The sequence below is a fragment of the Leptolyngbya sp. AN10 genome, assembly GCF_050565645.1.
Lineage (GTDB): Bacteria > Cyanobacteriota > Cyanobacteriia > Leptolyngbyales > Leptolyngbyaceae > Leptolyngbya.
The window spans coordinates 69,926-89,504 of the sequence record NZ_JBNXVP010000009.1 but is presented as its reverse complement, the minus strand read 5'-3'; the positions used below and the strand labels follow the sequence as shown (position 1 = coordinate 89,504).

Annotated in this window: 15 protein-coding genes; 6 read left to right on the top strand and 9 right to left on the bottom strand. The window is 47.0% G+C overall.

Going from position 1 to position 19,579, the window contains the following annotated elements:
* Nucleotides 1–86: 86 nt before the first annotated feature.
* The 3 genes from ACQ4M5_RS14850 to ACQ4M5_RS14840 form a co-directional block, all read right to left on the bottom strand.
* Nucleotides 87–3,671 carry a helicase-related protein gene (locus ACQ4M5_RS14850; RefSeq protein WP_430676414.1) on the bottom strand — a complete coding sequence of 1,195 codons (3,585 nt, stop codon included), beginning with the start codon at nt 3,669–3,671 and terminating at the stop codon, nt 87–89.
* A gap of 371 nt (nt 3,672–4,042) precedes the next feature.
* Nucleotides 4,043–4,477 (bottom strand): IS200/IS605 family transposase, encoded by a 435-nt coding sequence (gene tnpA / locus ACQ4M5_RS14845; protein WP_430676413.1) that lies wholly within the window; start codon nt 4,475–4,477, stop codon nt 4,043–4,045.
* 174 nt (nt 4,478–4,651) lie between these two features.
* Complete coding sequence (locus tag ACQ4M5_RS14840) at nt 4,652–4,990, bottom strand: recombinase family protein (protein WP_430676412.1); 339 nt, start codon at nt 4,988–4,990, stop codon at nt 4,652–4,654.
* 205 nt (nt 4,991–5,195) lie between these two features.
* On the opposite strand from ACQ4M5_RS14840, the gene upp reads away from it, so the two are divergent.
* The 5 genes from upp to ACQ4M5_RS14815 all read left to right on the top strand — a co-directional run bounded on the left by upp (nt 5,196) and on the right by ACQ4M5_RS14815 (nt 9,860).
* On the top strand, nt 5,196–5,846 hold the full coding sequence (upp, locus tag ACQ4M5_RS14835) for a uracil phosphoribosyltransferase (RefSeq protein ID WP_430676411.1): 651 nt from the start codon (nt 5,196–5,198) through the stop codon (nt 5,844–5,846).
* A gap of 44 nt (nt 5,847–5,890) precedes the next feature.
* A complete protein-coding gene (locus tag ACQ4M5_RS14830; RefSeq protein WP_430676410.1) occupies nt 5,891–6,217 on the top strand; it encodes a hypothetical protein in 327 nt (108 codons plus the stop codon).
* A gap of 96 nt (nt 6,218–6,313) precedes the next feature.
* Nucleotides 6,314–6,613 carry a YggT family protein gene (locus ACQ4M5_RS14825; RefSeq protein WP_430676409.1) on the top strand — a complete coding sequence of 100 codons (300 nt, stop codon included), beginning with the start codon at nt 6,314–6,316 and terminating at the stop codon, nt 6,611–6,613.
* A gap of 103 nt (nt 6,614–6,716) precedes the next feature.
* The gene (locus tag ACQ4M5_RS14820; RefSeq protein ID WP_430676408.1) at nt 6,717–8,240 is read left to right on the top strand and encodes a DASH family cryptochrome; all 1,524 of its coding nucleotides are present in this window, start codon (nt 6,717–6,719) and stop codon (nt 8,238–8,240) included.
* A gap of 270 nt (nt 8,241–8,510) precedes the next feature.
* The gene (locus tag ACQ4M5_RS14815) at nt 8,511–9,860 is read left to right on the top strand and encodes an FAD-binding oxidoreductase (RefSeq protein WP_430676407.1); all 1,350 of its coding nucleotides are present in this window, start codon (nt 8,511–8,513) and stop codon (nt 9,858–9,860) included.
* Between the two features lie 67 nt (nt 9,861–9,927).
* On the opposite strand, the gene ACQ4M5_RS14810 is transcribed toward ACQ4M5_RS14815, so the two are convergent.
* The 6 genes from ACQ4M5_RS14810 to ACQ4M5_RS14785 all read right to left on the bottom strand — a co-directional run bounded on the left by ACQ4M5_RS14810 (nt 9,928) and on the right by ACQ4M5_RS14785 (nt 17,972).
* Nucleotides 9,928–10,839, bottom strand: coding sequence for a tetratricopeptide repeat protein (locus tag ACQ4M5_RS14810; protein WP_430676549.1), 912 nt, complete (start codon nt 10,837–10,839; stop codon nt 9,928–9,930).
* A gap of 175 nt (nt 10,840–11,014) precedes the next feature.
* A complete protein-coding gene (locus ACQ4M5_RS14805; RefSeq protein WP_430676406.1) occupies nt 11,015–11,320 on the bottom strand; it encodes a hypothetical protein in 306 nt (101 codons plus the stop codon).
* A gap of 137 nt (nt 11,321–11,457) precedes the next feature.
* Entirely contained in the window at nt 11,458–12,183 is a 726-nt protein-coding gene (locus ACQ4M5_RS14800) for an ABC transporter ATP-binding protein (RefSeq protein ID WP_430676405.1), read from the bottom strand.
* Between the two features lie 46 nt (nt 12,184–12,229).
* Nucleotides 12,230–12,424 (bottom strand): heavy-metal-associated domain-containing protein, encoded by a 195-nt coding sequence (locus ACQ4M5_RS14795; RefSeq protein ID WP_430676404.1) that lies wholly within the window; start codon nt 12,422–12,424, stop codon nt 12,230–12,232.
* 64 nt (nt 12,425–12,488) lie between these two features.
* A complete protein-coding gene (locus ACQ4M5_RS14790; protein ID WP_430676403.1) occupies nt 12,489–17,498 on the bottom strand; it encodes a DUF5724 domain-containing protein in 5,010 nt (1,669 codons plus the stop codon).
* 42 nt (nt 17,499–17,540) lie between these two features.
* Nucleotides 17,541–17,972 (bottom strand): hypothetical protein, encoded by a 432-nt coding sequence (locus tag ACQ4M5_RS14785; RefSeq protein WP_430676402.1) that lies wholly within the window; start codon nt 17,970–17,972, stop codon nt 17,541–17,543.
* A gap of 120 nt (nt 17,973–18,092) precedes the next feature.
* Here ACQ4M5_RS14785 and codB point away from each other — a divergent pair, with 120 nt between their 5' ends.
* The gene (gene codB / locus ACQ4M5_RS14780; protein WP_430676401.1) at nt 18,093–19,373 is read left to right on the top strand and encodes a cytosine permease; all 1,281 of its coding nucleotides are present in this window, start codon (nt 18,093–18,095) and stop codon (nt 19,371–19,373) included.
* Nucleotides 19,374–19,579 lie beyond the last annotated feature (206 nt).

The window sequence follows — 19,579 nt, the reverse complement described above, 5'->3', positions numbered from 1 at the left end:
AGAAAAATATTTTCAAGACCCAGACATAGCGTAATTCTATCTAACGAATATCAGTTCTGTGAGCTTCCTTCGCTTGACTCTGGTTTCTACTGCGGCGGAGATCCTCGCTCCCACAATTCCTGCCAATGATAGTTCACACTCGTCACCCCGAAATCTGGCTCTTTCTGAAACGGTTGCCATACATATCGAACGATCTGCTTCGCAGAAATCCCAAGGATCGATGATTCATCCACTTGATATTCTCCCTGAGAAGCACGAACCCGAAACGCATCGCCGTCTTTGAATTCTTCCGATTTCGGAACCTGCACCAATGCTAAAACAAATTCCTCTGGCTTATTCAATGCCGTGAGAATTTCATTTTTTGTCACTGTGACTGTCTCTGCGCCTTCAATTCGTCCCTTCACTTCAATAAATCGCAGCTTTCCATCTGGCATTCTCGATTCAATATCGTAACCGCATTTGTCCGCACTCACATCTTGAGGTTGATGCCCTAACGATCGCTCCGCCGCCATCACTGCTTTCATCGCTTCCAGTTCCACCCGCTTCGTTTCTTTGGCAAACAAACTTGGTGTAGACTGCCGTTTTCCTTGAAGTCGCTGAAGCAGCCCGATCGAAACCACGATCGCGCCTCCAATCACAACAGGTGGCAATGGAGAAAGTCGTCGCTCTTGCTCTAAATCCGCCACCCGCTTTTTTAGTCTGGATTCCAACTCATCCGCTCTTGTCCTTGCCTTCGCTGAATTAATTTTGGCATTCACTTTTCCGGCAGCTTCTTGCTGAGATAGAACGATCGCTCTTTGATCCCAGTAATTGATCTCTTTGGTCAACCGTTCTTTGACTGCAACTTGCGTTTTATCGATCAATTCTTCTTTGCGCTGCCGAACTTCTTGAAGATGCTGTGGAACTAAATGCGCGATCGCATAACTGGATGCTTGAGATTCCAGATCTTTTTTCAACCAAGACTCTACGACCACAGATGCCACTATATGCTTTTCCTCATCAGACAGCGATCGATAGTTCAGATAAGGCGCGTAGCCTGCATTCTGAGCATTGCCCTCCGCATCAATTTCGACGTACTGCATTCGTCGCGAGACAATTCGCCGCTTACCACTCGCATCTGTGCTGGCATCCTGAATCGAATGTTCTAGATACACTAAAGCTCGAACTTGTTCACTCGGATCGTTATCATCGACTAGAATTGCACCTTGTTTGAGCAAATCTCGGTAGCGTTCTTGAATTAAGTCGATCGTTGCATCTAACAATGGATGCCCTGGACAAACAAAAGACGCGATCGGCTTTCCAGGAAGATTGATTAAGGTCTTCTCAAAACAAATCCGCTCGTAGCTTCGCAGAATTGGTTCTCCCATCCCAAACCCTTCACGACTGCGAATCACTGCCGGAACATGAGTAATTTCATAGCGTTTTGATTCACGTTGCTTGACCGTACCACCCAACTGTCTAAACGCTTCCAAGAAGAAAGACACAATGAAGTGAGGTTGTAATTTTCGGGCTTCGGCTCGTTCCATTTGTTCCCGAATTTGCTGCACCCCTGACGCATCGATTAAGTCCCGCACCAACGCCCTTTCTTCCAGCAGTTCTCGCAATCGCTGCTGGTCGAGTCGATCAGCCACAACTTGATTTAATCGATCGCGCACCTCAGACCGATCGCCATACCGAATCGCTTGAATTAGCAGTTCTCGTAGCTCGGTTCCTGCGATCGCCTTTCCTAGAACATCAAACACTTTGCCGCCCAATGCTTTCTGTTCTTGTTCCAGCTTCTTGAGCAGCGATCGATACACTTCTCCTTCGCGAGTTTCTGCGGCAACCAGATTCCAAAGATGACAAACCTCGGTCTGTCCAATTCGGTGAATCCGTCCGAATCTTTGCTCTAGCCGATTCGGATTCCACGGCAAATCATAGTTCACCATCAAATGCGCTCTTTGCAAGTTGATCCCTTCCCCTGCCGCATCCGTTGCTAAAAGAACTTGAACCTCAACATCTTGCTTAAACGAACTCTCAACTTTCTTTCGCTGCTCTCGCCCCATGCCTCCATGAATCATCACCACTGACTCCGGACGACCGAGCAACGTGCAAATTCGATCTGCTAAGTAGTTGAGTGTGTCTCGATGTTCTGTAAAAATGACCAACTTACGACGATGTCCATGTATGTCAAAGAGCGTTGCTTCATTTTGAAGTAGTTTTGAAAGTTCTTCCCATTTCTTATCTGTACCGCCTCGTCTCACTCTTAATGCCAACTGTTCTAAATCCTCTAGCTGGCTGATTTCCGCTTGCAGTTCCGCTACAGTCCGGGCAGCCGTCGCTTGATCAACGACTTCTTGTTCCGTCGCTTCTCGCTCATCTCCAGGCGAGTCCTCGAAGTCATCTTCCCAATCCTCCGGATCGATCGTCTTTCCAAACTCGATCTGCGCCGTGAGTCCTCGTTTCAGAGATTCCTCTTCGCGCAAGCGTTTCCCAAGTCGTTCTCGCCGCCGTCGAATCGATTGATAAATGGCTTCTGGAGAAGACGCTAACCGCCGTTGCAAAATGGTTAGCGCAAAGCCGACCGTTCCTTTACGACCCTCATTGTCGAGCGCATCTGCCCGATTAAACTCAGCGCGAACGTAATCGGTAACCTTACGATAAAGCGTTGCCTCCAAGTCAGACAGTGGATAGCCAACTGTATGAGCAATCCGCTCAGGAAAAAGCGGCTTGCCATCAAATTTGAGCAAATCTTCTTTGACCAATCGCCGCATCATGTCGGACGTATCGCAAACGTGAACCCCGTCTCGGAATTTGCCTTCAAAGCGATCGCTATCCAACAGCGCCATAAACAGTTGGAAATCCTCTTCTTTCCCGTTGTGTGGTGTTGCTGACATCAGTAAAAAGTGTCGCGTCACAGTAGAAAGCAGTTTCCCCAATTTGTATCGCTGAGTTGCCTGAATCTCGCCACCAAAGAAAGAAGCAGACATTTTGTGCGCTTCGTCACAAATAATCAAGTCCCAATCCGTTTGCTTCAGCTTTTCCTGTAAATTCTCATTGCGGCTCAATTGATCCAATCGTGCAATCACCAAGGGCATCTCAGCCAGCGCGTTACCTGTGCGAGCCGATTGAATGCGATCGCTTGTCAGAATCTCAAACGGCAAATGAAACTTTGTGGCAAGCTCATCTTGCCACTGAATTGCTAGACTTCCCGGACAAACCACAAGACAACGATGCAGATCTCCCCGAATCACCAACTCTCGAATCAACAGCCCCGCCATAATGGTCTTCCCAGCTCCTGGATCATCTGCGAGCAAGAATCGAAGCGGTTGGCGAGGAATCATTTCACCATAAACGGCAGTGATTTGGTGCGGCAACGGATCAACCAACGACGTATGAACAGCCAGCAGCGGATCAAATAAATGGGCGAGTCGAATTCGATGCGCTTCAGACACAAGGCGAAGTAATGCTCCGTCTCCATCAAAGCTCCACGGTTGCCCTTCCGTAACGACTTCCAAATCAGATAACTGGCTTCGGAAAACTAACTCAGTACCTAGATTTCCATCGGTATCTTTGTAAACCAACTCTACCGCGTCCGTTCCGTGCCAAGTTACATCTACGATCGTTACGTGCCGATTTGACAGAATGCCTTTCACGGTTTTGCCACGAGTCAAGTCTTCAAGTTGAGACATGAATTTACTCTAATTTCTAATGCCAGATTTTTCAGAATCCAGCCCGCCAAAATTTCGATGACCATTATGAACCGTATTCCATCAGCAGGTGAAAGCTTTTCTATAAAAAAGTTTTGTATTTGAAAGACTTAGAGGGTGTTTGAGAAGTCATCGTTCATCGCATTCACCCGCCCGGAAATGAATCTCCGGGCTAATCGTGGGAAGCCCACTCAACTGGGCTAAGAACTCCGAATTACGCTCTCAGCCCGCTGAAGCGGGGTTTCCTATATTAACGTGAGTTCGACAAGTAAGTATCCTCCGGCAGAGCTGGCTTTAACATGTGTGCGCCGCTCAAAGCGGCAAATCAGCACCTCCTGAAGGAGGCAATCGGATTACTCGTTGAAGAAATTCAATTGATCCACCCGCTGATCTTCTTTTTCTTGATCCCGGATGTACTGGCGCACTAGCGCTTCATCTCGTCCTACCGTCGAGACATCGTACCCCCTTGCCCAAAAGTGTTGTCCCGTAAAGTTCTTCCGCCGCCCCTGATAGGTTCTCGCAACGTTGATTGCGCTCTTGCCTTTGATATAGCCCATCACCTGCGATACCGAGTACTTCGGCGGAATCGAGATCAGCATCTGCACAGGGTCTGGCATCAAATGCCCTTCCTCAATCCGACATTCCTTTTGGGCTGCCAAGTCTCGAAACAGTTCTCCCAAATGCTGCCGCAACTCGTAGTACAGCGCTTTCTTCCGATACTTGGGAATGAACACCACATGATATTTGCACTCCCACTTTGTATGACTTAAACTTCCGGTATCTTTCATTTTGAGTCTCCTTGCACGAATCACTTTGTTCGTGTCTTTGAGACTCTTTCTTAGATTCCCGGAACTGTCAAACTCTGGGAGTCCCCCAGCAAAGCTGGGGGTTTACCGAATTAATTATCTGTTGAGCGATTTTGAAGTTCTGCGGGTGTAGTTCGTATTTTCCTTCAGATTCGCTCAGGGCGCGATCTCTAGCTGACTGAGCGAAGCCGAAGACAACGGGTAATTTGTTTTCGATAAATCTCCTAAGCCATCATCGCGTGTGATCACAATACGATCGAACTGCTCCCGTTTCTGCCTTCGTGCAATAAGCCTCTCGAAATTCGGACGATCGTCGTCCGTACCCCGTTGAATATCGAAAAAGATTTCAGTACATCCCGCTCGCTCTAATCGACTGCGTTGCTGCTTGGCGGCAGTATCTAACTCTTCATCACTGACCTTGCGACCATAGTCAAGTTTGGACACGCGACCGTAGCCTAAAACCTGCATAAAAATGGAAAAAGCGGTTCTAGTCAATCTTAGCTCAACTAAAACCGCGAACGATCCTCTAGAGAGGAGAACACTGAACGTTACTATAAGGCTTATTGAAAATCCTTGTCAACACTAATGAGAAAAGATTTCAATAAATTCGAGGATGCAATCGCCGAATGCCACGGAAATAACCGAAAATATTGAGACAGAAGGAGTATGATAATTCAGATTCATTCATGATGAGCGATTTATGACTCTGCAACTGCGCGTATATGTTCCGCCCCATCCCTTAATCAAACATTGGCTTGGTGTCGCTCGTGATGCCTCGACTCCTTCAACTCTGTTTCGGACTGCGATCGCAGAATTAGGACGGTGGCTGACTTACGAAGCAGTTCGCGAATGGTTGCCCACGATCGAAACCACGATCGAGACTCCGCTTGCCCCTTGTCCTGCGACATTTATTAATCCTGAAATCCCGGTCGTCGTCGTGCCGATTCTGCGGGCTGGACTCGGTTTACTGGATGGCGCACAGTCCTTATTGCCCTTGGCATCGATTTATCATCTCGGACTGGTGCGGAATGAAGAGACACTAGAAGCGAGTTGTTATTTAAACAAATTGCCTGATCAGTTTGATCCGCAGACTCGTGTTCTGATCGTTGATCCGATGCTGGCAACGGGTGGCAGTTCGATTCGGGCAATGGAAGAATTGACCAAACGGGGAATTGATCCCGCATTGGTGAGAATTGTTGCAGTCGTGGCGGCTCCTCCTGCCTTGCAAAAATTGGGAAGTGCTTATCCGAGCTTGTCGATTTACACAGCGGGAATTGATGAAGTGTTAAACGATCGCGGATTTATTGTTCCTGGACTGGGAGATGCGGGAGATCGCATTTTTGGCACTTGAGGATCGATACAATAGAGGGAATAGAGCTTGAGGAACGATCGCCCATGAGTCAACAAGATAATTTTTCTGGTGGATTTGTCCTCGGCGCGATCGTCGGTGGCATTGTTGGCGGAATCATTGGATCAGTGGTGACATCGCAACGATTGGCAGAGGAAGTCGAAGAAAAGCCAGAATTGAAAACTGCGAAGCCGAGGAAAAAAATGCGGGCTTCGGAAGAACAAAATATTGAATTGGCACGACGGAGTTTAGAAGATAAGATTGCACAGTTGAATGATGCGATCGATGATGTGCGCCAGCAGTTAGGCACTGTGAACGGTCGCGGAATTGAAAATGATTTGCCGGGATCGCGTGAAATTATGCGAGAAGATTAGGTGCTTCTATAGCAAGAGTACGATCGCTCGGAAAATCGCTTAAACTATGATGAAAATGAATCGAATATCCCTAAGCCAAGAGGAAGTTCAAACGTTATGAGTCCAGCGGATTTACTAGCAACCACTATCGATCGATTCTTAGGAATTTACTTTGTCTTACTCGTGCTTAGAATTCTCCTAAGCTGGTTCCCCACGATCGATTGGTACAGCCAACCCTTTGCAATTTTGAGCCAGTTGACCGATCCGTATCTGAATCTTTTCCGTCGCATCATTCCGCCACTGGGTGGAATCGATATTTCACCGATTTTGGCATTTCTAGCGCTGCAACTGGTTCAAGGATTTGTTCCCGCGCTGTTGCGTTCAACCTTGGCAAGCTTACCCGTCTTTGCAGGCTAGACTTCTCACGGCATAGGGTATAGAGCGCGGTCGTCAGTCTAATTGGCGATCGCGTTCTTGTTAAGAAGCGTTACGATCGAGATTGAAGCGTTAGAGATCGATCGTGGCAGAGAAACGGATTATTATTTGGCATCGCAATGATCTACGAGTGCATGATCACGAACCGTTAAGCAAAGCGGTGAGATCAGGCGCAAAAGTGATTCCGGTTTATATTTTTGAGCCGAGACAGTTTGGTAAGACTCCTTATGGATTTCCGAAAACGGGAGCAATTCGGGCAAATTTTCTGCTCGAAAGCGTGACAGATTTGCGGGAAAATCTACGATCGCTCGGCAGTGATTTGATTATCCGAATCGGAAATGCACAGGAATTAATTCCAGCGATCGCGCAAGAATTAGAAGTTGAAGCGGTTTATTACTATCACGAAGTCACCTCTGAAGAAACGAAGATCGAAGATGCGTTAGAGAATGCACTGAAAGCGATCGGGGTTTCAACGAAACGATTCTGGGCGCAAACGCTTTATCACGTCGATGATTTGCCGTTTGAAATTCGAGAAATTCCAGAACTATTCACCAGTTTTCGCAAGCAAGTCGAAAAATCTTCAACCGTTTACGAACTCGTTCCAACTCCGCAGCGATTAGTCGGATTACCAGAAATCGATCGAGGCGAAATTCCGACTCTTAAGGATTTTGAATTAGAGTTACCGCCACCAGATCCGAGAGCCATGATTCCATACCGGGGAGGCGAAACCGCAGGAAAGGCAAGACTCGAAGAGTATTTCTGGAACCAAGACGCGCTCAAGGTTTACAAAGAAACGCGCAATGGAATGTTAGGGGTCGATTATTCCTCGAAGTTTTCTGCCTGGTTAGCTTTGGGCTGTTTGTCACCGCGTTATATCTATTGGCAAGTTCAGGAGTATGAGTCGAAACGAGTGCGGAATGATTCGACGTATTGGCTGATTTTTGAACTATTGTGGCGGGATTATTTTCGGTTCATTGTCGCGAAACATGGGAATCAGGTGTTTCGTCGATCGGGCTTGCAAGGGGTCGATATTAACTGGAAAGCAGATCTCGATCGCTTTAATCTTTGGCTCGAAGGCAAAACCGGATTCCCGCTCGTGGATGCCAATATGCAGGAAATTGCTGCAACTGGATTTATGTCAAATCGCGGACGGCAAAACGTCGCCAGCTTTCTAACCAAAAATCTTGGAATTAATTGGCAGTGGGGCGCGGAATGGTTCGAGGCTCAGTTGATTGATTACGATGTCTGTAGCAATTGGGGCAACTGGAACTATACAGCAGGCGTTGGGAATGATGCGCGAGGCTTCCGATTCTTCAACATCACCAAGCAAGCCAAGGATTATGACCCGGATGGCTCGTATGTGAAACATTGGCTACCTGCGCTAAAAGATATTCCCGCTGCGAAAGTTCATGAGCCTTGGAAATTACTACCCGTTGAGCAAGAGCGATTCAATGTGCGCTTAGGAGTTGATTATCCCAATCCCGTTGTGGACTTGTTCAAATCTGCCGAGGCAAACGAAAAAATCTACAATGCTGCATTTGGCAAGTCTTCCCAGGCTCCGAGAAAAGAGAGAGATCGACAATTCAGCAAACCTCAAAAACGCCGTTAAATGTTCCGGACACGCCTTGGACATTTGGAATAGTGGAATGGTAGATGCACCCTGATTATTTGCCTCGGTTTCTGACCGAGGTTTTTTATTGGAAATTTTTAGAAATTCTCCGGATGCCTCTCTAACTTTAGGAATAGTGGAATGGTAGATGCACCCTGATTATTTGCCCTGGTTTCTGACCGGGGTTTTTTATTGGAAATTTTGCGATCGTTCGTACATTTACCAGCCTGAAATCCATTTATAGTCAGAAAAGACTTAGAGGATAGGGCAATGACGACCACCACATCGAACGCGATCGCATCGGTTCTCGCAGATTTGGCAGACCTCGAACTGATTACCGAACCGAGCCAAGTCGCCAAACTGTCTCAAGATTATTATCATTTCAGTCCGGTATTAGTTCCCCAATTGCAAGACAAAGTGGGGGATGTGGTCGTTCGTCCCGCCAATGAAGCAGAAGTCCTGAAAGTCGCGCAAGCCTGTGTTCGATATCGCGTGCCATTAACAGTACGAGGAGCGGGAACAGGCAACTACGGGCAATGTATTCCACTCGAAGGCGGCGTGATTCTGGATTTAACCAAGATGACCGCGATCAAATGGATGAAGCCAGGAATGTTGCGAGTAGAAGCAGGCGCGAAATTAGCCACGATCGACAAACAAACTCGTGAAATCGGTTGGGAGATTCGCATGGCTCCTTCCACGTATCGGACTGCTACGATCGGTGGATTTATTGGCGGTGGCAGCGGGGGAATTGGCTCAGTCACGTATGGGCAATTACGCGATCGAGGGAATTTGATCGCGGTACGAGTGGTGACGATGGAAGATGAACCGAGAGCGATCGAGCTTCGGGGCGATGAAGTATATCAAGTCGCTCACGCTTACGGGACAAATGGAATTATTACCGAGTTGGAGATTCCGCTGGCTCCAGCTTATCCTTGGGCAGAAGCGATCGTGACCTTTGACGATTTCATGGGTGCGGCTCGATTTGGTCAAACTCTGAGCGATGCAGATGGCATGATCAACAAACTCGTTTGCATCTGTGCTGATCCGGTTCCGGGCTATTTTGCCGCACTGAAGAGTTACATTCCAACCGGAAAAAGCTGTGCGCTTCTGATTGTGTCTGAGACTTGTCTAGAGCCGCTGAGTGAGTATGTAAAAGAGTTTGGCGGAGAGATTACTTATCAAAAGAATGCTGAAGATGCAGGCAAAGGATTCACTCTAGGAGAATACAGTTGGAACCATACGACGCTTCACGCTCGGAGTGTTGATCCGTCGATTACTTATCTGCAAACCCTGTTCCCGGACGATAAGAATTTGACGCTTCTGGAAGAGATGTACCATCACTATGGCGATGAAGTGATGCCGCATTTGGAATTTCTCAGAGTGGGCGGAACGGCGCGACCTGCTTCACTTCAATTAGTGCGATATTCCACTGAGGAGCGGTTGAATGAAATCATTGCTCATCATGAATCGAAAGGGGCATTCATTTTCAATCCGCATACTTATTTGATCGAGGATGGCGGGATGAAAATGGTGGATGTGGCACAACTGGAATTTAAGAAAAAGGTTGATCCGTATGGGTTACTGAATCCGGGTAAGATGCGGGCTTGGTTGGAGAGATAGGAAATTGAAAAAGCCAGGAATGCAAAAAACTCGATCGCGCATTCCTGGCTTTTCAGTTTGAATTCAATTAATTTTTCGGTGCGGGAGCAGGGGAAGACTGCACTGGAGCGGGACTTACCGGAGTCACACCAGCAGGCGGAGTCGTTGGACTGGTCGTACTTTCGCTACCTTGAGCCGCAGGAGGTTGAGCCGTACTCAGACGAGTAATTTGATCCTTGAACTGAGCAGGAGCAAGCGAGGCAGCCTTATCAAACAAGGGTTTTGCCTCGTCATTTTTACCTTGTTCTTTTAACACCAATGCTTTGTAAAGAACAGGCTGAAAATCATTCGCGTTCGTTTTCGAGGCTTCATCAAACGTAGTCAACGCCTCATCGTAGCGCTTCTGAGACGCGAACACTTTGCCTAATAAAACTTGTACCGCTGTAGTATCAACGCTATTTGCTTGAGCTTGATTTCTAGTTGGAGCTTGCTTAACCGTGTCTTGTAAAAGTCCGATCGCAGCTTCAGGACGATTCTGTTTAATCAGCAAATCTGACAATCCCGCCAGCGCATTTAAGTCACCGGGCTTGCCTTGAAGAATCGATCGATACGCCTCTGCTGCTCCTTCTGGATCGTTCAACTGCTGTTTCGCCTGAGCCAACAGAACGCCGTACTCGGTCTGATTCGGATTCAGTTTCGCTAACTTCTCCAGCGGATCAATGACACCTTTGACATCATTAAGCTGCAATCTTGCTTCGAGTAAGCCTCGGAGTGCTGTGGTGTTTTCCGGTTCGCGTTTGAGGACTTCTTCGTAGCCTCGCGCTCGTGCTTCGATGTCTGCTTTCTGAGGAGTCGCTGCTTCAGAGGGACTCGGACTCGGTTTTGTCGCTTGGGAATTGCTCCCGATCGCGGAAGTAATCAACGGCAGCATCGTGACACCGAGTAAGCCCAAAGTTGCCACAATCAGCACGATATTCAGGAGCCAACGATTTTTCCGCATTTCACTCACGAGATTACCTCACCATTTTTCGCAGGGTTGAACAGCTAAGACGAAGTTAGCAGATTCAACGATAGCGCAAAGTTGTGGAAACGGCGCAGTTGAGGGGGAAGGAGGAAGAGTGGGGAGTGGGGAGTGGGGTGGCTTTGTGTCTTACTCCCTACTCCCTACCCCCTACTTACGCTTGAGCCGTTTGGCGTGGAACTGAAGGGGCAGGAGTCGATCGCGTTTCTTTCGCCGAATCGACCTCGGTGATTTCGATGTGATTTAACAGTGTGGTAACAAAAGCGAAGAGTAAGAAAGGAAGTGATAGCACCAGGATTAGTCCGACGGTGGCAAGTGCGTAAACGGGACGACTCGCGCCCATCATTGCCATCGCAGACGCAAGCGAGACGAAAATTACGATGAGCCAGATGATGATCTGACCATAAATATCGCCGAATGAAAGTGTGCAAGTTAAGCGATACCGTTGCATATTATTCATGGTTTCTCATGAAAAACGATTTGAGCGATTTCTTAAACGTAGCGTCAAGTTTCGCAGAAGGTCGATTTCTTCCGTTTTTTGCAACCTTTTTTAATGTCGATCGACGATTCAAATCTAACAAAAGCCAGATGAATCGATTAATGCGCCCGCCCTGCTCCTAAGTACAATTCTGCAACTCTGGGATTGTTTAGCAGTTCTGATCCGACTCCTTCAAATCGATCGCGTCCTGATTCGAGTACGTAACCACGATCCGCCATTTCTAGCGCTCTACGGGCATTTTGCTCGACTAGAACGATCGCAGTTCCATCTCGATTAATCTGCCGAATTTGTTCAAATACACTATTTACCAGAATTGGAGACAAAGCGGCTGAAGGCTCATCGAGCAAAAGCAGTGTGGGTTTTAGCATTAAAGCTTTTCCCATTGCTAACATTTGCCGTTCTCCGCCTGAAAGCGTTCCTGCTCGTTGTTTGCGGCGTTCTGCAAGTCTGGGAAATCGCTGATAAATCTCATCTTTAAGCGGTTGGAGTGGGACATCTCGAACATAAGCGCCCATTTCGAGATTTTCCTCGATCGATAAAGAGGGAAAAACGTTTGCAATCTGCGGTACGTAAGACATTCCGCGCTGCACGATTTGATCCGATCGCAATCCTGCAATCTCTTGCCCGTTAAATTTAATGCTTCCCGTATGCGGCTTCAGCAATCCAAATACTGTTTTTGCCAAAGTCGATTTTCCGGCTCCATTCGGTCCAATAATTGCCACAAGTTCACCGGGAAGGACTCGCATATTTGCGCCTTGCAAAATGTCTAAGTCTTTGACATAACCTGCGTGAACGTCTTGAACTTCAAGGATCGGAGAAGTCATAGTGAGAGTCGCTGAAAACTCCCACTATCTTTGCATAGATTGTGAATTAGGCGATCGTATATCCCGCCTCAGTGATGGCACTTTTCACTGCTGTCTCAGATTCTGCGGTTTCGATTTTGACGAGTTTGGTTTTGGTGTCGGCTTGAACGATCGCAGATGAATCGATCGCTTTTACGGCTTCGGTAATCGTAGTGGCGCAAGCAGAACACGCCATATCGGGCACAGTCAGTTCAAGAGTCATGATGAGAAATAGAACTGGAACATTTCTATTTTGAACGCTCCAGTCCGCAGGAGAGTCAACCCATTTACAGAATTTGCTCCAAAATCGTTGGATCTTGAATTTCTTTATCTTTGGCAAGCAGAACGACTTTAGAGATCACTTCCGCTGTTTTTGGATCATTATCAATAAAGGGAAGAAAGATACGTCCCCGATGTTGTGAGGGTACTGGAATGATGCACAATGCGCCTCCGGGTTGACGATGTACCATTGCACTCCCTAAATGCACTGAGTAGCTTCCTAAATGTCCCTCAATTAAGACATGATTGCTCTGAATGTGAACATTGGGAAGCTTTAATAATCGGCAAGTTTCGCGGACTAAGCTCGATCGCATTTCAACAGTGGAAGCGGTTGCTTCTGGATCGACACCGCCTTGATGTGCCACACTCACAACTAGATCGAGATCCCGCAGCACTTCACTCAGTAACAAGGGCGGAACTTCTACTAATGGCAACGGTTTCCACTCATCACGACGGTAGAATCGCACACCTTCTAAAGTCAATCCTTCCACTTCGAGCGGCGTGTAGTATCCGTATTGGAATTCAACCTCTGCAACGATTCCCTCCGCGTGAAACGTTCGTCTTACGCCTTCATCGGGTGTCGCAATCCAGCCACGTTGTCCAAAAAGCGCGATCGCTTGCTTGGAATTGACCTGATGCCCTTCATACCGCTTCAAAAGTTTTTCGGATTGTTCTTGAGCGGTTAAGACATACAATTCGCGGAACACTTGCTTAAAGGGCTGAGAAACCGATCGCTCAAAACAATCCTGTTGCCAGAGATGCCATTCATTCGATTTCAGCAAATCATACGGGTGAGCAATTCTAAGCGATTCGGATTCAATTGCTCGGATTATTCCAGTGTGCGATCGCAGTCCAGTTTCAGTAAGATAGCCAATGTCTTGATCACTGATTAAAACTAACTGACATAACATCGGAGCAAGTACTGGATGTGTCCGAAGCTGCATCAATTCATCGACTGTAAAGCGATCGCCGCGACACATCGCTTGTTCTAACGAAATCCGCATTCGAGAAGCTTGCTTGGTAATCTCTTGTTTACGGCTTGTGATCGCTTGAATTTGCGGATCTTTTTTGAGCTTTGCAGGAATCGATTTTAGAGCTTTTCCAGCTTTAGAAATCGCTATCTCAGGCTCTCCTAATTCATTGATGGATAGGCTGACGCTTACATCACTGATGGTTACTGTTTGCGCCTGTCCTGCTAAATCTGCAACCAATGAAGCCTCCATTGCCCACTGTAATCTTTGTGGATCAATGTATCCTGCTGTTCTCGCTAAGTTTTCTAAGCCGATCGACACTGCTAGTTTTTCGCTCTGCTGCCGTTGTGAGCCGAACTTTTTACTAGAGCGAAGAAACTCTTGTAGTAATTTGTATCGATCGAGTAATTCTTTCTCGCGTTTTTTCCCTTTTGGTAATGGCAAAAGTCCAAGAGCGCGAACGGAATCTTGATGGCGTTTTTCAGAGATGCGATCGCGAACCGCTTCAATTTGCAAATTTCCTAACATTGCATCCGCGAACAATTTCGCTCGTTGATGTCCGCCTCCACTCGAAGCAAACTGGGCTGAATCATACAACTGTTTCCAATGTTCCGGTTTCAATCGCTTGCGTAAATCTAAGAACCAAGCAACATCGACTGCACCATCCATTAAACTCTGAGCAGACAGCGGAGTGCGTTCACTAATTTGAGCTTCCCAGGTTTCTCGAACATCTTGCTCGACTGACCAGCTTGTATCTTTAGTGTGAGCATGAATCCACCACACCGCATCAGCAAATCCAGTCCATTCAAGTGTGTGTTCAACATAGTTCACCCACTGCGGCGTGTAGAATGCAAACTGAATCAATTTCTGAGGTGAAATCTGAGCCGATAGCACTCGCTGTTTGAATTCTTCGGGAGTATCTTCTGGAGCCGGAAAACTCACCCGCATCAGGTGACTAAAGACAGACGCTTTACTTAGATTGCCATAGCTATAACCGCGAACTAATTTTTCCTGTCCTAAACCTTGCATCAACTGAATCACCGTTGGAATTCCAGTGATCGATCGCAGTCGTGTCGCAGCATACGAAGCCGCTGTGGGAAAGTCCCCCCGCTGAAGCTCGATCGACAAAATTCGAGCGCGAATACGATCAACGATTTCATTCAGTTTTGGAAGTTGCTGATATTCCGCCTGTGGCTTGCGTCGAGTCAGATTGTAGAGATCGGTGAAGTTCAATCGCACTCTGGCTTTGGCTTCTGCGATCGTGGCTGCTGTTGCGTTCTCTTGAGTTTGAACAGTGCGATGCGTCCCAAGAATCCGGAAAATCAAATCCGCTTCTTTTGCTTCTCCAGCTTCCCAAGCCATGTAAGTGTCAATCAGCAAGGTGGATGAATAATGAACGGGCAGCCGGCGATCGAGCCAGCGAGTAATTTGCCACCAAAGTTTGCGATCGTCATTCCAATCTAAAGTGAGGTGGGATTGAATCAGATAGCACCAAGCTCTGAGAAAGGTTTGAACGCGATCGCACAGTCCGCCATAGTTGTATTGATTCCAGATTGGAGAGTCTTGCAATTTGTCGATCGGAATCAGTTGGAGAATTTGAGCGAGGGTGTCGATCGCAAATCCTGAAACTTGCTCTGGTGGATGCTTTACCACTAACCATCGCGCAATTTCATACACTAATTGCGGATAACGCAGTTCAGGAGGATCAGCCGCAAACTGTTTCAGTGATTCCTCAACTTGATTAGCGAGTTCATCATAAGACACATAATCAGGCGCATAAGAGCGAATGAGTGCTGTCAGTTGATCTGGAATCGCACTAAGCGCATTAACCAACTCTATTTGTTCATCATCAAGCTCCGCAATCTCAGTAATATCCTCCGTGGGAGTTTGCGGAGTAGCAGGCTGAAACTTAGGAACCATGATTCGCAGCAATTCTAGTCCGTCTTCATCTCGCAATCTGGGCGATCGCTGCTGCCACCAATTCTCCCAAACATCATCCAGCAAAATCGTGCCAGTGCCGGGATGCAATTGCCAGTGGTAGTAAAGATTGCCAAATAACTGTTCTTCATCGCCACCTCTCACCGCTGGAGCTATCACAGGTGTTTGGCGATGTTCATGAACGAGATCATCGAGCGATCGTAAACATGCGATCGCGGCAGGAGTCATAATTTGAGCCGCTGTCCTGGGTTCTGGTTGAACGATCGGCGTAAGTTCATCAACCTCTACTAATCCCAGTGCATCTGTTAACGAAGGTTCTTTCGTTTCAGGTTCTAAGATTGTGGCTAATAGTTGATCTTCGGTTGTAGAACGCTTCGATCGCTCTTTTTGATAGTTCGTCGCTAAAGTTCGACTGGCTTCTACTACCCGCTGTGCTAGAACTAACTCGCGTAAGAGTTCTAATCCTGCTTGCCGTTGTGAAGCTTGTTTTGCTTGTAATAATCTGTGTGCCGATGCGATCGTGTCAATATCCGATTGATTCAACAACAGTCCTAAAATACCGCGTCGTAAATTACTCGCTTTCCGAGTTAACAATTGCTCGATTTGAATGCTCTCATCTGTTGTAATCGTACAGTCATGCAGCAATCGAATTGTTGTTTCGCGTACCCATTGAGCGCTATCTCCCACTAGCTTGAACAAGGTTGCGCGAATCTCAGCATCCCAAGGCTTGATTGCTGCTAGTAGTCCCGCGACTTGTTGACGACTGTAAGGTTCCATTACGGAAATAAACGGGATCAATCGTTTTGGCGATCGCGTTCCCATCTGCATGATCATTGCGGTTGCGACGTGTTCTTGGCTCGATTCGAGTTTGATCCATTCCCATACCATTGAAAGTGTTTTCGGCTTTTCGGGAAATCGAGGTAAATTTCGCTCTAGTCGATCGAATAAATCTGAATCTTTGATTTCTTGGTCTGAACCGTATTGAAACTCTTGAACAACACGAGTTGTAACCGTTAAATCTGGATCGTCGATCGCATCAATCAAAGCCAATTTTGCTGGCGTAAGTTGCAATTGCGATAAGAAATGAACTGCTACAAACCGATGAGTTGCTTCAGGATATTTGAACAATGCAGTCGCGAGATCAATTGCAGCGATCGCATCTCTAAACCCATAAGTCCAAAGTGCCAGATAAACCGTTTGAGCATCGTCACTCTCTAAGGCTTGCTGTTGCGCGGTTTCATCTGCTAACAGTTCGCTTACTTGAGTCAGAATTTGTTTGGCGAATTTCTCATTGATTGACTCGACTCCGAAACCGAACCAAACATCGATCGCACGAATCACCGAGCTAAATCGCGTCAACTTCTCTGCCACAATCAATTGCAACAGTCTTGCAAATGCGATCGGGTGAGCTTCATCAATGGTTTCTAAGATTCGCTGTCTTAAACCTTCTTGTCGCTGTGCTGCTAGTAGCAACCGTTCAACAAATTCCCAGCCTTCTTGCCGATTCGCGGTGAGAAACGCCCGAATCACATGGTTTCCCATTGCTCCAATTTCGTGATCTCCCAGTGCCGACTCCATCAAGATTTGAAAGATTTGCTCATCACCTTGATTGATAGCTGCTGCGAATAAAATCCCAAATGTATCCGCCGATCGATTGAGATAAGGAAACCAGGCGGCAAACCAAGCCAAATCTTGGTCATATCCTGTCACCGCATTGATGAGATCCAAAAGCCAGTTAATTCGCCGAGGAGAACGAAACTGAGGATGATTTGGAGCGCGAAACGATCGACGGTAGTATCCCATCTGATAAGGCAGTTGATCATGCAGTATCAAAGCCTCAATGACAGTCGATCCGAACTTTGGAAACAAACACTCAAACACGGGAGTAACATCATCAAGCTCTGCCAGTTTGAGTACGGCTTTTCTTTGGAAATCATCGATCAATCGATAGTCTGTGGTGCTGCGTCCTGTGGAATTGCAACCGAGTAACCCGTATACGATCGAGCAAATCGATTCCGGTAGTTCTGCCGCTTGCTGTACCCGTTGATTCTTCCATTCTGCATCGTAAACCTGTCTCAATTGAGCTTGTGCAATTTCAGGATTCAGCATCTCTTAAAAAGCTCCAAAAACAATAATTCAGCAGATCACCCATTAACCGCCCACCAATGGAACCAATCGCAGAAACAATAATTCTGATTGTTCACCCAAAGCGACTTTTGTTTCTAAACTCTCAATCTGTTGTTCATCTAAAAATACAAAGTAAAATCCATCTGCAAACGCTTGTAATGCAGTTTCAACCGCCTGTTCAACTTCTACAGCTTGATCGAGTTCACTTCCGCCCGATTCGATTTTTCCTTGTGCGAGTCCTGCCTGAATTTGCTCAGGACTGAGAATATTGAGTAATCTACGCTGACTTTGACGCGATCGAAAAGATTCCACTTCTGCGTGAACAATGTGTGTGAGCAGCGATCGTAGTGTAATTTCTTCTGCTTCCAATTCTTCAGGCAAGGACAGTTCCCAATTTGCGAACGTTGGGCGAGTCTTGCCCATTACTTTCCCGGAAATCGTAAGTTTGGCTGACATAATCAGGGGAAAAAGAATTTAGATCAATTGTACTATATAAACACCCTGTCGTAGCTTGCAATACGTTTAGATTCAGTTAATTATTGGACAATACCAGAAATTTCTACTAGGCGATTTCTTATGAGTCTGATTGGGGAACCACAAGTTGCTGATTCATCCCAAGCGAATCAGGACTATCCGCTGTCTGCTGTCCCAATGTCCGATCGTCGTCCGGTCTGGTCGTTGGCTCCTTTGTTAATGGGATTTGCGCTAACTTCGACCACTCTGATCGCAGGCGGTACACTCGGCTCATCACTGCGATTCACAGACATGCTCTGGGCGCTAATTATTGGAAACTTAGCACTCGGCTCGTATTGTGCGGCACTTGCGTACATTGCTGCAAAAAGTGGATTGAGTACAGTGCTAATGGCACGATTTAGCTTTGGAGCCATTGGATCGCGTTGGGTCGATTTTATTCTCGGCTTTACTCAGATTGGTTGGTACGCTGTGACAAATGCGTTTATTGCTGATGCGCTCTTGAGATTGTTGAATCTGCCAGACTCTTGGGAATGGTTCGGAATGGTATTCTTCACGTATGCCTTCTGTGTCACAGCTTACATGGGCTACACCGCAATGGATTGGTTAAGCCGATTAGCAGTTCCAGCAATGCTGATTTTGATTGCACTCAGTTTAACGATCGGTTTCCGAGATGCTGGAGATTTATTCGCGATCGCACCCCAAAAAACAATCGGCATCGGTGAAGCGATCGGCGTTGTAATCGGTACATTCATCTCTGGTGGAACTCAAGCAACCAACTGGAGCCGATACGCAGATTCGACCAAGAATGCAGTCTTGAGTACTCTAGGTGCTTTTCTCTTCATCAATGGATTGCTAGTCTTCACAGGTGCATTCTGCACTTTGGTATATGGAACCAATGACCTAATCGAAGCAATGGCAAAACAAGGATTGCTCTTGGGTGGATTGATCCTCTTGATTCTGAACGTTTGGACAACGCAGGACAATACGATTTATGCGTTCTCGATCGCAGGAAGTAACTTCTTCCGCACGTCTAAACGAACAGCTTTTGTATTAGGTGGAGCTACTTTCGCGCTCGTTCTCGCACTCGGTGGCATCTATGGAAATATCATTCCGTTCCTGGTTCTTCTTGGAACGGTAATTCCTCCGGTTGGCGGCATCATCATGGCGGATTTCTGGTTCCACCGGGGCGCACATTTCCCATCGTTGGATGATCCGCTGCCTGCATTTAACTGGGCGGGTGTGATTTCTTATATTGTTGCAGCCTCGATCGCTTATTTCTCTGGTTCTGTAGGCTTCGGAATTGCGCCGATCAATGGTGTAATTTCTGCGGCTGTGCTGTATGTGATTCTGAGCAAGGTTTTACCTAGTTCAGTTCGGGCGTAAAACACTATAGCAGTAGAAGTTTAGATTAGGACATCCTCGGAGTCGCCCCCAAACCCCCAATTCTGGGGGCTTAGGAGATTTATCGAAAACAAATTACCCGCTGTCTTCGGCTTCGCTCAGTCAGCTAGAGATCGCGCCCTGAGCGAAGCCGAAGGGCAGTCTTTCAAGCGGTAAGCTCTTTCGTAGAAATCTCCTTAAGACTCTTG